Raw genomic sequence first — 15651 nt, 5'->3', positions numbered from 1 at the left:
GCTGTGGACAAAGCAGGCAGGACTCGTTAGCTGCGAGTGCGGCGCGGGTCGGTCTTGCGGGGCCGCTGCTCGGGTCGACGCTGTGCGGTCGAGGACGCAGGTCGTGTCCGCGCGGCGGATTTCGTAGCGTCGGCGGGAGTGCTGGCGCGGGTTGACGTGGGAGCGACGCATTCGCTGGCAGTGCTGGATGTCGCGGGCGTAGGGGCCCGTCGTGTGCGGCGGATCGCCGCCCGGATCTCCCGCGCCCGGCCAGGTACCGGTCTGGGCAGGGGTGTGGTCGTCATCGTGAACGGCTCGGTTTCCGCGCCATGGACGACCAGGCGCGCGGCGACGTGGTAGACGCCGAGGTGGGCGAGGTCGTGGTCGGACAACCGCGGTGCGGTGTGCCGGGACAGCTCCCGCGCGTCTTCCGGGGAGGCATTGAAGAACACTTTCGACCGCGCGTTGGTCGAGATGCCTTCCTTGAGCTCTCTCGGGAGCTGGCCAAGGTGTTGATGCGCCAGGGTCATCGCGACCCGGAACCCGCGGGCCTCGGCCAGCATGTCCTCCAGCGGATACGGCAAGTTCAGGAAGTTGTGGCACTCGTCGACCACAAGGCTGGCGTCGGGGCGCAGTCGTTGCGGGACGCGGGCGCGGGCGGTGGTGGCCTGCCAGGTGCGAGCGACGACGAGGGACCCGACCAGGCGGGTGGTTTCCTCGCCGAGGGAGCCTTTCGGGATCCGCACCAGGCAGATCCCACCCTCGTTGAGCACCCGTGACATGTCCACTGTGGACTTGCCGCCCGCGATGGCTTCTTTGACGAAGGGGCGCAACAGGAACGCCCGCAGTTTGTTCATCAGCGGCGAGATCACCTGGGAGCGGGTGGAGTCGGTGAGCTGGTCGTACCACTCCCAGAACCCGGTGAGGACCGGATCGGTCAGGCCGGCAGTGACGCGGGCGCGGAACGCCTCGCTCGCGAGAAGCTTGGGCAGATCAGCCAGGGTCGGGACGCCTTCCTGGGCGCGCAGGGTGAGGCAGGCGGCGCGCATGAGATCGTCGGTGCGCGGTCCCCAGAACGCGGAGTAGACGCGCCGGAACACGGAGACGAGGTTGTCGACCTCCCGGTCGGTTTCCCCACCTTCCAAGGGATTCAGGCACGGGGGTTTGTGGAGGGAGTCGGCGTCGAACAGCACCACCCGATCCGCCGCTGTTTTCGGCAGCCGGTTGAGGACGTCGGTGACCAGATCGCCTTTCGGGTCGATCAACACGACTCCGCGGCCGTGGTCGGCGTCGTCGAGGATCATGTTGCCCAGCAAGGTGGATTTCCCGGAGCCAGTGGCGCCGAGCACGTGCAGGTGATGGCGGGCATCAGCCACGTGCAGGCCGATGGGGCGGGCGTGGCCGGTGTCGGCCACCCCGAGGGGCTTCACGTCCGGTCCTGGGGTGGGAACCCCAGGTGGTGGGGCGACTGCTTTGGCTCCGGCGCGCTCGACGCCGGGAATCTCGGCGTCGAGCGGGAGATGCGCGATCGCCGCGAGCTCGGGCACCGACAACAGATCGCCCCGGCCGAGCCGCCGCGTGGCCAGCTCGCGCGCGGGCTGGCGCAGGCGGCGTCGGTGGAAGCGGTTGTGCTCGTCGAACGGGGCGAAGGCCGAGGCGAGGGCATGTGCCCGCCCGCGGGCGACGTCGCGCGCCTGGCGCACCGCGCCGTCGGCCGCGTCGGCGGGCAGCTGCGCGGCTACGGCGTAGCGCACGACGGTCTCGTATTGCGGGCCGCGCTGTTTGGCGACGATGGCCTTGTTCTGCGCGGAGTACTCCAGCGAAGTCTGCGGGTCCTGGCTGATGTGGCCGGAGCCGGTGGTGCGCCCGCTGCGGCCGACGTTCCCACCCGGGGTGATCAGGTCGAGGATCCGTCCGGCCAGGTGTGTCGAGGCCCCGGTGTGCACGCGGCGGGCGGCGCGGCGGGCCTGGGCGACCCGGCGTCCGGTGACCGGGCGGGCCAGTACCTGCACGCAGGCGTGCTCGTCCCGGCCAAGGCCCACGGGTGCGCCGAGCAGGCTGCGGATGGGGTCGGCGTCGAAGGCGGTGCGGATCGGCAGCGCCTCGGGCCGCTGCAGCCGTGACTGCCCGCCCACGGTGATCCGCCGCCTCCCGGTTGCGGGCTCGGGCAGCGGTGGCCGGGCGGGGGTGGTGCGGGTGTGGGAGCCGGGCCATGCGGCTTCGACCGCGCGTTCCACGAGCCGGGGCGGGATAACTCCGGGGACCCACAGCTGGATGGTGACGCCGTGCTCGCTGAACACGTACTCCAAGGCGACGTGCGGTTGACCGGTGAGGAACCGTTTCCACGCAGGGCGGAGCAGACCGACGAGGTTGGACCAGAGCGCGGTCCCGCCTGCGGGGTCAACGCTCGGCGGGGCGAGCACGGTGACGCAGCGCGCGTTCTCCTGCAGCAGGGTCTGGCAGCGGGCTCGCCACCATCGCCGCCCGGCCACCCAGCCCGCGAACGTCAGCGCGCACAGCGGGGCGGCGATCGGGCCCCACGTGAGCGCCTGCTCGTGCAGCGCGGTGAGTAACTCGTGGAGGACAGTGCCGGGGTCTTGGAGGTAATCCCCGAGCCAGCTCTGCCGCACAGTCGAGGTCATGTGTGTGGGCATGACGAAATACACCTTCCGATAGGCAAGAAGAAGCGGGTGGCTGGGGTGGTCAGGCCGTCTCGAGTTCGGCGGAATCCGCTGGGCCGAGATCGATGTATGCCTCGGCGAGGCTGGAGTCGGTGTGTGCGGGATCGTGCTCGGCGACGGCCGCCAGCTCCGCTGGGTCTGTGGTGACGGCGAGATTCTCGGCAAGGGAGGCCAGTGACTGGAACGCGACCCATTCCGTCCCGGAGCCGAGTAGTCCTTGGCCGCGTTCGGCCGAGAGCAGGAACTGCCGTTGCCCGGCGCCGAGGTTGAACGTCGCGGCGATGTCCTCGATCGCCTGCGGTGACTGCCGCAGCAGCACCACGGTCGCCGCGTTCGCCACGACCGCGCGACCGAGGTCGGAACCCAGGACGTCGGAGGTGTCCTGGGTCGCGACGGTCAGCCCCGCCCAGTGTTTCCGGGCGGCTTTGGCCATCCGGAACAGGAACTTCGCTCCCTCGGGTTGCTGCATGAGCAGCCACGCCTCATCGACCACGACCAGCCGGGGGCGGCGGTGCGCGGGGTTGGACACTTGGCGCCAGACGGCGTCGAGGGTCAGCAGGGTGCCGATCGCTTTGAGTTCCTCGGGAAGGTCACGCAGGGAGAACACGACCAGGTGGCCTTCAGGCGGGGTGGTGGTCGGCCCGGTGAACAGGTCGGCGAACGCGCCGTCGACGAACGGGTGCAGCCGGGCGGCGAGATCGGCCGCGACCGGGTCACTGTCGCCGGCGAGGGCGAGGGTGTCGCGCAGGTCCCGCATCAGCGGTGCCGGGCGTGTCCAGCTGCGCGGGTCCGCGCTGATCCCCGCTGCGGCGTAGGTGCCGGTGATCGCGGTGTCCAGCACGGTCCGCTCGGCGGCGGTGATCTCGCTGCCGAACAGCACCGCCAGCACGGTATGCAGGAACAGCGCGCGCCGGTTCAGCGCGTCGTGTGGTGCGGTGCGTCGCCCGCTCGCGCTGGTGTGGATGGGCAAGTCGAACGGGTTGAGCCGGACACCGCCGCCGCCCAAATGCACGTAGGTGCCGCCTATCTGGGCGGCGAGGCGGGCGTATTCGTCCTCGGGGTCGATCACGAACGCCTGCACCCCGTCCGCACCCCACCCGCCATCGACGTCGCTGTCGGGTGGCCGCATCCGCCGATACAAGTTGCGCAGGGTTTCGAGCTTGACCAGATACGACTTGCCCGCGCCAGAGCGCCCGAGAACGATCGCGTTGTAGTTGTCGCAGGCGAACCGGTCCCAATGCACCAAGCCTGCCGAGCCGACGTTGTAGCCGTAGAGCACCCCGGTCGGCGCGGCCGATACCGGATCGGTCAGGGGCAGATCCGGTGAGGTGAACGGATAGGCGGCCGACACAGCGGCGGTGTCGAAGGTCCGTGTCAGACCCAGTGAATCGAGTCCGAGCGGCAGGGTGGTGACCCAACCCTGCAGCGCGCGGTAGGTGGCGGGTTTCGCGTCCAGCAGCAGCGACGCGCACAGCGACCGCAACGCCGAGACCTCCTCGGCGAGAGTGTCCTCGTCCGGTGCGTGAATGGTCAGGTACAACCCGAACTTGAAGAGACGGCCTTCGCCGCGGGCGATCTGGCGGGACAGTTCGGCAGCGTCCTCGGCCGCGGCGTCCAGCTCCGGGTCGTCGAGGGTGTTCTGGCGTGCGCGGCGGGAGGATTCCAGCTTTCCGCGCTGGTTCTTCAGCTGCTTGGCCGCGGTGGCGGGGTCGACCGGTTGGACGTGGACGGACACGTCGAGGCGGGCGGGGTAGGTCAGCAGCGGGGCGAGCCAGCCGGGATAGACCTCCTGCGGGTAGCCCGTGACCCCGAACGAGGCGACCCACTCGTCGCCGACCTCGAGATGCCGGGCACCGACCGACAGTGCGTCCGGAGTGAACGCCCCGGCCGACGCCGGCCCGGTGCGAGTGCGATGGATTCGAGACATGTCGGGTTACCTGCCTTCGCTGTCGTCGGCCTCGGCGAGGCTGTCGTCGTAGTCCCAGTCCTCGTCGTCGGCCAGCCAGGGCCCGGCAGCCCCAGACCGCGATGTCTGCCGTTCCGGCGCAGCGGTGGAGCGGGGTGCGCTGGGCTCGGTGTCGTAGAGGTCGGTGAAGGTCGTGGTGCTGGTGACGATGTCCTCGGCCCCGGCCAGCGCGGCCGAGGGCGGCAGGAACGTGTCGGGGTTACAGGCCGCGGCCAGCACCCCGGTCGCGGCCGGGGCGTCGAGCGGACTGACGACAACCCCGGCCGGGGTCAGCAGCTCGGCGGCTTCGGCCATCCGCCGCACCAGCCGCTGCTCGGCGGCCTGACGGGCACTGGGGTCGACCTCACGCCGGTGCCTGGCCGGTCGCCACCGGGAGCCGGGCCGAGCGTCCGTGCCGAGGGCAGGGATCGGTTCCCGTAACACCAGCAGCACCTGGCGGCGCAGCAGGTCGGCGTGGCGCGAGAGGTCGTCGAGGTAGTCGGCGTGGTCCCGGGCGGCGGCCTCCAAGGCTGGATGCGGCAGCCCGCCGGCGTGATGGCGCAGCTCGGTGATCTGCGGCGCGAGGTCGAGCCGTTCGGCCCGGACAAGGAACTGCACCGGCGCGGTCAGGGAGTGCAGGTAGCGGGCGAACGACCCGGCCAGCGCCTCCTGCTCGGCGGGGGTGCGCAGGGAGAAGTTGACCGTGGAGCAGGCGGCGATGACCGCCAGCCCGTCCGGGCCGAGATCGACCACCCCCATCTGGCCGGTCCCGGCGACACCGCGGGCGGGCAACTCCAACGGTGTCGGCGCGATCTCGTCGTTTCCTACGTCGGCGGCGAGCCAGGCGGGGGCGGGCCGGACGCCTTCCGGGGCGGAGACCCGGTGGCGCGGGGCGAGGCGTTGCCGGATCGCGGCCAGTAGCAGCCGGTCCAGGAGAAGCCCGTCACGATGGCCCAGCGCGATCACCGTCACCGCGATCCCGACCGGGACCGCGGCGCACAGGAACACCAGCACCGGGACAACACCGCGGGTGGCGCCATAGAGGGCATAGAGCAGGAGCCCGGTGACGCCGAGGATCGCGACCTGCCGCGCGGTCAGCGGGCCGAGCACACGGTCCGGGCGGTCGACATCGGCGGGAATACGAACGAGGCGGCTGGACATGAGCGGGGCTCCTCACTTCTTTTTCGGGCGACGTGGGCGAGCGGGCAGATCCAGCGGCAACCGCAGCTGCGTGCCCGTCCGCTTCGGCCGCGCCGGGGCACTTGGCGTCGGCATCTCGGCCGGTGTCGACTGGCGGTGGACGCCGAGCGGGAGCGGGTACTGGCCCGAGGCGAGTGGCCGGTTGCCGGTGTAGGCATCGCGGACCGGACGGCGGTGCGCGCGGGCGGCTTTGGTGATCTCCCCGGATTTGGAGATCAGCGCTGGCCCGGTCTGCGGTGCCCGCGTCGTGCGGGCGGGATCGGCCAGGTCGTCGGCGAGTGCGCGTCGGGCGCGGCGCGGGGTTTGCGGTGGCAGATGGATCGGCAGCATCCCGATGCTCGGGGCGATCAGCGCGCCGCGCAGTGTCACCGGTGGCCGAGCCCGGCGGTTGACCTGCCCGTCCGGGAGCAGAAGCCCGGGCTGCGATACCGGTGGTGGTGCGGGGTGCCCGGCGGCGAGGTCGTCGGCCAGTGTGCGACGCGGCTCCCGGGAGGGGTTGTGGCGCACGGTGATCGGCAACCCGAGCTGGTCGGTGGGGAGCACGTTGGGCAGATCCTTGGGCGGCATCGCTCGCGGGTTCGGGCTGGCGGTCACGGCGTCGCCGGTGCGGCGCACGGTGAACAGCGATGTCTGGCCGGGGCCCGGGGTGCGGTCGGCGGGCAGGCCCGGCCGGGGGATCTCGTCGAAGCCCCGGCGCGGTGTGCGGAACGGCTTCGACACCCGCCGCACCCGCAACGGCAGCAGGTACTGGCCCGAGCGCGTCACCGGCGGATCCGTCTGCTCCGCGGGACCTCGGCCCGTACCGCGAGGATGCCGCCCGCCGCCGCGTTTGCCGCCGCCTACGACGCCACCGAGCAGTCCCATCGTCTTGTAGGCGATGACGCCCCGGATCAGGGAGCCGATCAACGACCGCCGCCCGCTGGAACGGAGCGGGGACAGGAACCAGAACGGGATCTTGATCAGCACGAACATCAACGCGATGCACAGCAGCAGGTTCGTCAGCGCCGACGGCGTCGGGCCGAAGATCGTAAACCCGCCGGGCGCGAAGAAGATCTTCAACCCGGCGACCAGCGTCAGTGACTGGGCGACCTGGATGCCCAGCACTCCGCCGTAGGCCTTCCACCACGTGGTGGCGATGCCCTCGGTGTGTGGGAGGGCGTGGAACATCAGCGCGATCGGGGCGGCGGCGATCAGCAGGATCGTCACGATCACCCGCACGATGAACGTGATCAACAGGACGAGCAGCATCACCACCAGCGCGACGCCGAGCAGCGCGAGGAACAGCCCTCCGCCCTGCAGGGAGCCCTGCACCATCGTGACGAGGCCGCGGGTCATCGTGGCCGGGTCGACCTGCTCGCCCAGCACGGCGCGGGAGAGGGCGTTGGCGATCTCGATGCCCTTGGTCGCCAGGAACAGCGACAGCGTGCCGGCCAGGAATCCGACGACCAGACGCGGCGCGAGTTCCTTGACGGTGTAGCGCGCCTGCAGCGTCTGATACGCCATCAGGATCATCCCGGCCAGCAACACCAAGACCACGTAGGCGGCGAGCAGAATGTGCCAGGACTCGGTCCACACCGCCCCCAAATTGGGCACGGCACTCGGTTCCGGTGTGGTCAGCAACGTCTTGCCGAGCAGATCGAGCAGCGGGTTCAGCCCGATGGCGACCACGGTGGCGAACAGCGCGGTCGCCGCGTTGACCATGCAGCCGGTCAGGCTGCCGAACCCACACTCGGCCTCCCCGGCGCCCGCACCCGGAATCGGCGCGAGCGGCTGTGTTCCCGGGGTGAGGGAGGTGGGCTGGGGAATGCAGTTCGGGCCCTCGCACGACGGAGCCGTGGGTGAGGGCGGGGTGCCGTCGATCGGGCTGCAGCCGGGCAGGATCGAGCCGGGGAAACACGACGGAGCCGGGCCACCGGGCAGGGTTGTGATCGGCGGCAAAGGGGTCGCCGGGATCGACCGTGTGGGGCCGGTGGCGGGTAGCCGGCAGACCGGCTCGGCACTCTCCGGCGGGCAACTGGGATTCGGCGGGATCGGCAGCTGGACTGGTGCGGGTTGCGCGACGGCTGCCGGGCCCGGACCGGGAGTGGCGAAGGCCGAGACCATCACGCCGAGCACAGTCACCAGCAACACGACCAGTGCGGCCAGCCAGCGGGAGCGCCGTCCTATCGATACCCGACGGGACGGCGTGCGACGGGCACAGCCCTGCGGCAAAGCGGTAGTCGACGGGCCGACCATGACGCGTGCGGACCGGGCGGTGCGGCTGCGATCCGCGGGGCGGGAACGGGCGGTATGCGGAGTGGGCCTGTGCATCGGTCACACCCCGCCCACGATGCCTTTGAGGATCTCGACCACGACCGGCGCGAGCGCGGCGAGACCGAAGCCGATCCCGGCGGCCTTGAACGCGCCTTTCGCCTTTTCGATCTCGCCGGGGTCCCCGGATGCCATGAGGTAGCGCAGCCCGCCGATGGTCAGGAAGACGACCGCGACCCCGCCGAGGATTCCCATGATCCACGTACGGATGTTGTCCAAGACTGTGTCGAGGGTGGGGGCCAAGGCGACGATGTGCACCGTCTCCGCTGACGCTGCCGATCCGGTCAGTAGCAGCCCTGCGACCACCAGCCACAGCGCCAGCAGCAGGCGTGTCCGGCGCTGGGTGTTGCTCCGGCTCGCAACGGACGGGGCGACGGGATGCCGCCGGGAGCACGTGCCGGGGTGCGCGCCCAGTCGGGGAAGGGAGCGGGGGCGGTGGTGGGTCAGTCGCATGAGCGGGCCTCCCGAGCGGAGTCCGGCCGCGAGGCGGGCCGGGAAGTGCGGTGCTGGCGGGTGCGTGCGGGCAGTCGGGGCCCGCGTCCGCTAACTCCGGATTTCGTGGCGTCCGGGGACACCGGGCGGCGAAGTTTGTCCGCGAGAACCGGCGCCATGCGTGTAACGCTGCGTAGTCGAACCCGGTGAGTCGGGCTCTGGTGCACGGCGGGGTGCGCGGGCACCCGGCTACGCGCTGCCGCGCTCGCGTGCGGTGTATCGGTGTCGCGGTTCGGCGGGGGCGGATCGGCGGCGCGGGCTTGGTCGGCCAGATACGTGACCAGTCGTTGCTCGGCGCGCTGGCGGGCCTTCTTGGTCGCCTCGTAGGTCTGGCCGCGCGCCTGGGCGGCTTCGGTCAGCGAGAGTTCGCCGAAGCGGGTGGAGCCGATCAGCGCGGCCTCGTCGGCGGTGATGGCCGCGTCGTTGACGGCGGCGACGAGGACGAAGTCGGGGTGCCCGCTGGGGCGGTGCGGCTCGGCCGACCAGTATCCGATCTTGCTGCTCGGGGACGGGCTGTCGAGTGCCTCCCGCAGGGCGGTGTAGCCGGCGCGGTAGGCGGCCCAGCGCAGCCGCACCAGAATCGCGGGCCGCTCCAGGTCGACTTCGCAGAGTTCGCTGAGGAAGCCGTCGAGGACAGCGGCGTGGATGTCGTGGACCTCACCGCGGAAGCGGCGGGTCAGGCCGGCAGCGACCGGCAGCAGCACCGGTAGCGCGAGCCCGACACAAGCCACCGTCCAGGTACCACCGTCACGACGGGAGCGGGTGATCAGCAGCGTCCAGGCGGTGTCGCGGGTGCCCTGGCCGCAGTCCTTGGCGAGCATGAGCCGCCCGAGTTCGTCCAGCGGCACCAGGCGGGGTGGCAACCCGGGGATGTCGCGGCCGTCGAGTGTGACCGGGTGCGGCCCGGTCACCAGCCAGTCGAACGTGGTGCGCGCGGCGTCGAACACTCCCGGGGCCCCGCGATACGCGGGGCTTCGTCGAGTGGAGAAAACACCGGTTTCGGGGTCGTTTTCCGGCAAGGACAAATCCATGGTCGGTTCTCCTGACGGGTGCGGGAATCGCAACACCACAAGAAAGCCATCCAAGGCGCCTCAAAAGCGCTCCAAAACCGTGTCACAGGAGTGCCAAAAGCGTTTCGCGAGCGCCTCAAACCCTCCGTATGTGAAAATTCAATGACCGGGGCGTGAGGTGACCGGTGAAGTCGAGTCGCCCGCTAGTTGATCTTTGAAACGCCCCCTGAAGTGCATTGAAACGCCTAGCTCGGAACCTGTTCGGAGCTAGGCGTTTCAATCGTGCCGTGTCGCGGAGGACTTGAGGCGCCCTCGCAAGCCAGCGGTTGCGAAGAATTTTGTCCTGGACTCCGGAGTGGTCGCGTGGCTTCCTGGAGGCACGACTTCGAATGTGTGAACCGCTCTCGCGCCTTTCTTCTCGAAACCTTCGAATTCTGATTCCGGCGAACAGGGCCCGTGATGACTTTTATGAGATTTTCGGCGGCCCAGCGTCCCCCGGAGGTCGTTTTTCCGGAGTTAGTCAGTGACAGCACGAACTCCGGCAGGCACCGCGCTGGCCGCCCTTGCCCAGGAGGCTTCTCATGACCCAGCGTTCGCAGCCCCCGGCCGACCGCCCGAAGGCCCGACGCGACTCCACCCAGCCCTCGCGCGCCCGCCACGGCGCGGACCGGGCGCCCTACCCCGGCGCTGCCACACCCCCGTGGAGCACCGGTTCGCCAACCCGCACGCGGCGCACCGCGACCACCACCCGGACCCGGGCGAAAGCCGCGACCGCGCCGACTCCGGCCACGGTCTGGTCGTGCGGCCCCGACCCGATCGACGCCCGCGCCGAGTGGCCGGTGCCGATCGTCGAAACGATCGTGGCAGGCTTCGCACACACCGCGGCCCGGGTGCTCCTGCTCCCTTGGCCTGCCTCGGCAGAGAAGTTCGCGGCCCCGGCAGACTCGGGCGGGCCGGCGCAGGCACTAGCCGGCAGCGAACTCGCGACGGCGCGCGAGGCTGTCCGGGCACTCGGGCGCAGCTGCGAGGTCGTCCACCTCGCCGCTGCCGACGGTGCCGCGTCGACGGCGTCGTCGCGGCCGTTCTGGGCCGACCTCGTCACCAACCGGCCGCACTCCGCGCCCGGTACCTCGCCGCGACCCGGGATCGCTCCGGCACACCCAGCCGAGGCTGCCGACGCCGCTGTCAGCGACGCGGCGGGAACCGCCGATCTGATCATCACTGCCCTGCCCGCGCACCAGGCTCGCGACGGCTCGCTCGACCGGGTCGCGCTCGTCGCGGCCCGTCTACTGGCCGTCGGCGGCATCCTCGCCGTGTACACGCACAGTGACTGGTACCAGGGCACGTTGGTCGACCCGACCGGGCCGATGGTCGCCGCCGGGCAGAACGCCGACCTGCTCTACCTCCAGCACATCGTCACCCTGCACTCCCCCATCCGCGACGGCCACCTCAACCCTGCCAACACACCCGCCGCGGCTGAGGACTACGCCCGCGCACGGCACCTGGCCGAGGTCCGCGATCTGCCCGCTCCGCACGCACACGCGCACGGCGACGTGCTGGTCTTCGCACAGCCACACGACCACCACGACTTGCCGTCCGCACCGCCCGATCGGCCTGGCGAAGGCGGACCTGTCGGCCGAACGGAGATCCGATGAATCGCCGCCTAGCGCCCGCTGCGGCGCCCACCCCGTCCACCGCGCTGACCCTCCCGAAAGATAGGTGCACCATGCCGCTTACCCCGGCCGATTCCCGCCCCACCGCCGTTCCCGCCACCGGCTCTTCGGCGTCCCCTGGCGGTGCCGACGAGCCGACCGTGCGCATCCCGCGCGCGGTCATCACCGCCCTCGACACCGCCGTCTCTGCCCGCCTGGCAGCCGCCGGACCGGCCGATCCCACCGCCCCATCGACTGTGCGAACCAGCTTGGCCGACGAGGTGCCGCTCTCGGTGTGGGCGACCGCGCAAACCTCTCCGGCGGCGCAGCGCAAGGGCAGGTTCGTGCCCGAGTCGACGGCACACCCGGCCAAGATGCTGCCCGCAATCGCCGCGCACGCCATCCGGCACTACACCCGGCCCGGCGACCTCGTGCTCGACCCGATGTGCGGGATCGGCACCACCCTCGTCGAGGCGATCGACAACGGGCGCCGCGCGGTCGGCATCGAGTACGAACCGCACTGGGTGACGGTGGCTCGCGCGAACCTCGACCTCGCCCGCGACCGCGGACACGACCACGACGGTGAGGTGCTCGCCGGCGACGCGCGCCAGTTGGAGACGCTGCTCCCGCCGCAGTACCGGGGCCAGGTGGCGTTGGTGGTCACCTCCCCGCCCTACGGGCCGTCCTTGCACGGCCAGGTCAGCACCGCCGGCGACCCGTCCGGAGACGGCAAGGTGCACAAGTACCACCACCGCTACGGCAACACCCTCGACCGCGGCAACCTCGCCAACATCGGCCACCACCGGCTGCTGTCCGGGTTCACCCGAATCCTCGCCGCCTGCGCCCAAGTCCTGCGGCCCGGCGGGCATGTGGCGATCACCGTGCGGCCCTGGCGGGAACACTCCGAACTGATCGACCTGCCCTCCCAAATCCTCGCCTGCGGCGTCCACGCCGGCCTCGTTCCCGTCGAACGATGTGTCGCGTTGCTTGCCCGCGTCGCCGAGAAGGACCTTGTCGCACGCGGCAGCTTCTTCCAGCGAGACTTCATCCGCAAACAACGCGAAGCCGGGCTGCCGCTGCACCTGATTTCGCACGAGGACGTCATCCTCCTGGCCAAGCCACTGGCCGACAAGCCCCGGCAACCGCGCCCCGGCACAGGCGCCCAGGTACGGGATGAGTACCGGGCGATCGGACCAGGCCGGTGGGCGGCGTGAGCGCCCGCGTGCACTGCCGCGACTGCGGCTGGGACCGCCACTACCGCCGACCGGCCGCCGCCCACCGGGCAGCCGCCCGGCACCGCTGCCCGCCCCCGGCCGACCGCTCCGTCCGGCGAGCCCGCATAGATCACCATTCCTGGTAGTCGAACCCAGCTCCGGCACCGGCTCGCCGTCCCAGGCCACGTCTTCCCGGTGGGGGAACCCGCCCACCCCTCGGCGGCGCTCCACGAGGCCCGAGCAGCTGCCATCCGTCTCGAAGGACTGTTGGAGAGAAGGCACAACCATGCCCGTCACACGCACCACGCGAACCTTCCGCCCGGCACTTCGGTTTTGGCGGCGCCGCGTTCGCGACTGGCTGGCCGCCCGCTGCGGCGGCACCGACTCCGCGCCGGCTCCGGCTCCGCACCACGCGCGTGCCGTCGAGGGTGGCGAGCATCCCGTCACACGGCGCGCGCACGAAGCCACCGCCGCTCTCATCCGCCAGGGCTGGAACCTGCACCGGCCTCCGTACGGCTACCTCACCATGACGGTGTCCGACACCCGCTCGGCCAGCGGCCGGCCTCGCACCCGCCTGACCCCGGACCCACGCCGCGCCCGCGTCGTGCAGGACATCTTCTACTGGCACGCCGTCACCGGACTCGACGTCGACCAGATCACCGTGCGGTTGAACAACAACCCCGACCGCTACCCACCACCCGGCAGCAGCTGGCAACCCGCCACCGTCGCCGGGATCCTCACGAATCTCAAATACACCGGGTACCAAACCCTCAACACCCGCGACGAGAACGGCCGCTTCCGGCCCGCCGACGAGTGGGTGCTCTCCGAGCAGATCGCCCACCGCGCCCTGATCACCACCGCCCTGTTCTGGGCCGCGCAGAACCCCACCACCGACACCCGGCGCGCGCTACGACACCGCCTGCTCGCCCAACCGCGCCACCTCGCCAGCTGACCCCAGGGGCACCTCCGATGGACACCACCACGAGCTCAGTGCCGCGCAGTCCCGCCCGTCCAGGTCGCGCCAGCCACCCCGTCAAGCCCACAACCGGACCGCGGACGCCCCGCCGGGACCGTCCTGCCCCCAGCACACCGGCCACCGGCCCGACGGGGCGCGGCGGACGACGACGAGACCCCGCCAAACACCGCACCGCCAGTACCGTCAGCTTCGGGCAGGCGCAGCCCGCGATCACCGACCTCGATCAGCTCACCGCCCAGGCACACGCGGACCGTTCACCGCCGCCGTGGTCGCACGCGCTGGGCGTCACGACCGACTTGCTGACCGCCGCGCGCATTCTCCGAATCGGCCGGACCAAGGCCTATCAACTCGCGAAGTCCGGCGGCTTCCCGGTCCCGGTTACCCGCATCGGCCGCCGTTACGTCATCGCCGTCGCGCACATCGCCGAGCTCCTGGGGCTGGACGAAAAACACTCGTCCTAACGGCTTGCCCTCCGGGTGCACGCAAGCGTCCATATCCGCTGCCACCACCAACGGATTGGGTGAAAGGAATATCCGCAATGCCCCCACACGCCTCCACACGAATCAAAGGTCGCACCTACAAGCGCTGCGCCTGTACCGACCCCGTCACCGATAAACGGCTCGGCAACACCTGCCCGAAACTCAAACGCCGCAGCGGCGCGTGGAGTTCGGACCACGGAAGCTGGTGCTACCAAGCCGAACTCCCGCGCCGCGCCGACGGGAAACGCCGCCCGCTGCGGCGCGGCGGGTTCGCCGGGCAGACCGAGGCACAGTCCGAACTGGACCAGGTCGCCGACCTGGTCGAACTCGCAGAACACCACGGCCCCGCCGAGTTGACCCTCGTCGGCGACCTCATCGAAGACGCGCTGCGCGCCAAAGAACCCCTCCCCACACCGGAGCAGATCACCAAGCGCCTCGACATGGGCACCGACCCCGACGCCATCCCCACCGTCGGACAATGGCTGGAGACCTGGCTTGCAGGGAGGAAGAAACTCCGGGGCGGCACCAAACTCTCCTACGGCAGCCACATCCGGCTCTGGCTAACCCCGCACCTCGGGCACTACCGGCTCGACGAACTCACCATCGACCACATCTCCCGCATGTTCGACGCGATGGCCGAACGCAACGACCGCATCGAAGAAGCCCGCGCCAGCGACGACCCGGACATCCGCGCCACCGTCTACGGCCTGCGCACCATGGGCGCGGCCACCATGCAGCGCTACCGCGCCACCCTGCGCGCCGCGCTCAACGCCGCCATCCGCCTCAAACGCGGCCGGAAAGCGGTCCCGCTGATCACCTTCAACCCCGCCTCCTATGTCGAGCTGCCCTCCGGCAAACGCCCCAAGGCGCTGCTGTGGACGCCCCAGCGGGTCCGCCGCTGGAAGGAGACAGGGAAGAAGCCGTCCCGGGTGATGGTGTGGCTGCCCGAGCAGGTCGGCGAATTCCTCGACCACGCCTACGGCCACCCCTACTACCCGCTGTACCACCTCGTCGCCTACCGGGGCCTGCGCCGCGGTGAAGCCTGCGGCCTGCCCTGGTCAGAAACCAACCTGGACACCCAGGACATCACCATCTCCTCCGCGCTGGTCCAGCTCGGCTGGAACGTCGAGTTCGGTGAACCTAAATCCGAAGCCTCCGGCCGGATCGTGGCACTAGACAACGCCACCACTGAGACGCTGACCGAGCACAAGGAGCACCAGGATCAGCAACGGCTCGCGGCAGGAGACGACTGGCAGGAATCGGGGCTGGTGGTCACCAACCCCGACGGCACCCCTGTGCACCCGGCCAAGGTCACCGACGTCTTTCAAGAACTCGCTGACGCCGCCGGGCTCCCTCCGATCCGGCTGCACGACCTTCGCCACGCCGCGGCCACCATCGCGCTCGCCGCCGGAGCCAGCCTCAAGGAAGTGCAGGCACTGCTCGGGCACTCCAGCATCACCATCACCGCCGACACCTACGCTCACATCCTGCCCGAACTTGCCCGCGGAACTGCCGAAGCCTCCGCCGCACTCGTCCCCCGCAAAACCCGCCAGCAACCGCCCGCCGCCTAACGCAGCGTCCACCACGCCATGACACAGGCCCGGTCCCCGTCCAGCAGGGGCCGGGCCTAGTTCCTGGTCGGGCATCACGGCGCGCAGCGGGCGGCCGGGTACCCGGCGCGGGGACGGGAGGGCGGCCAGCTCGGAGGCCAAT

General features: G+C 70.8%; 11 protein-coding genes. 5 read left to right on the top strand and 6 right to left on the bottom strand.

Features of this window, described 5'->3' with window-relative positions; genetic code table 11:
• Positions 1–26: 26 nt before the first annotated feature.
• From ACZ3HL_RS18260 to ACZ3HL_RS18235, 6 genes are all read right to left on the bottom strand, one after another.
• The gene (locus ACZ3HL_RS18260) at positions 27–2633 is read right to left on the bottom strand and encodes a helicase HerA domain-containing protein (RefSeq protein ID WP_465532313.1); all 2607 of its coding nucleotides are present in this window, start codon (positions 2631–2633) and stop codon (positions 27–29) included.
• A gap of 49 nt (positions 2634–2682) precedes the next feature.
• Positions 2683–4587, bottom strand: coding sequence for a VirB4 family type IV secretion system protein (locus ACZ3HL_RS18255; protein ID WP_465532311.1), 1905 nt, complete (start codon positions 4585–4587; stop codon positions 2683–2685).
• A 6-nt stretch (positions 4588–4593) separates the two neighbouring features.
• Complete coding sequence (locus ACZ3HL_RS18250) at positions 4594–5766, bottom strand: PrgI family protein (RefSeq protein WP_465532309.1); 1173 nt, start codon at positions 5764–5766, stop codon at positions 4594–4596.
• Between the two features lie 12 nt (positions 5767–5778).
• Positions 5779–8115, bottom strand: a complete 2337-nt coding sequence (locus ACZ3HL_RS18245; protein ID WP_465532307.1) for a hypothetical protein — start codon at positions 8113–8115, stop codon at positions 5779–5781.
• Positions 8116–8118: 3 nt separating this feature from the next.
• Positions 8119–8442 carry a pilin gene (locus ACZ3HL_RS18240; protein WP_465532781.1) on the bottom strand — a complete coding sequence of 108 codons (324 nt, stop codon included), beginning with the start codon at positions 8440–8442 and terminating at the stop codon, positions 8119–8121.
• A gap of 116 nt (positions 8443–8558) precedes the next feature.
• Positions 8559–9638, bottom strand: a complete 1080-nt coding sequence (locus ACZ3HL_RS18235; RefSeq protein ID WP_465532305.1) for a sigma-70 family RNA polymerase sigma factor — start codon at positions 9636–9638, stop codon at positions 8559–8561.
• Positions 9639–10198: 560 nt separating this feature from the next.
• On the opposite strand from ACZ3HL_RS18235, the gene ACZ3HL_RS18230 reads away from it, so the two are divergent.
• From ACZ3HL_RS18230 to ACZ3HL_RS18210, 5 genes are all read left to right on the top strand, one after another.
• A complete protein-coding gene (locus ACZ3HL_RS18230; RefSeq protein WP_465532303.1) occupies positions 10199–11272 on the top strand; it encodes a hypothetical protein in 1074 nt (357 codons plus the stop codon).
• Positions 11273–11343: 71 nt separating this feature from the next.
• Complete coding sequence (locus ACZ3HL_RS18225) at positions 11344–12483, top strand: TRM11 family SAM-dependent methyltransferase (RefSeq protein ID WP_465532301.1); 1140 nt, start codon at positions 11344–11346, stop codon at positions 12481–12483.
• A gap of 286 nt (positions 12484–12769) precedes the next feature.
• The gene (locus tag ACZ3HL_RS18220) at positions 12770–13435 is read left to right on the top strand and encodes a recombinase family protein (RefSeq protein WP_465532299.1); all 666 of its coding nucleotides are present in this window, start codon (positions 12770–12772) and stop codon (positions 13433–13435) included.
• A gap of 17 nt (positions 13436–13452) precedes the next feature.
• Positions 13453–13920: a helix-turn-helix domain-containing protein gene (locus tag ACZ3HL_RS18215; RefSeq protein ID WP_465532297.1), complete on the top strand. Its 468-nt coding sequence runs from the start codon at positions 13453–13455 to the stop codon at positions 13918–13920.
• Positions 13921–13997: 77 nt separating this feature from the next.
• Positions 13998–15509: a tyrosine-type recombinase/integrase gene (locus tag ACZ3HL_RS18210; protein WP_465532295.1), complete on the top strand. Its 1512-nt coding sequence runs from the start codon at positions 13998–14000 to the stop codon at positions 15507–15509.
• The last annotated feature ends 142 nt before the right edge of the window (positions 15510–15651 follow it).

The organism is Amycolatopsis sp. NPDC000009 (assembly GCF_055563465.1).
Note: the sequence above shows the minus strand (reverse complement) of the source record. Positions and strands in the feature narration are given on the sequence as shown.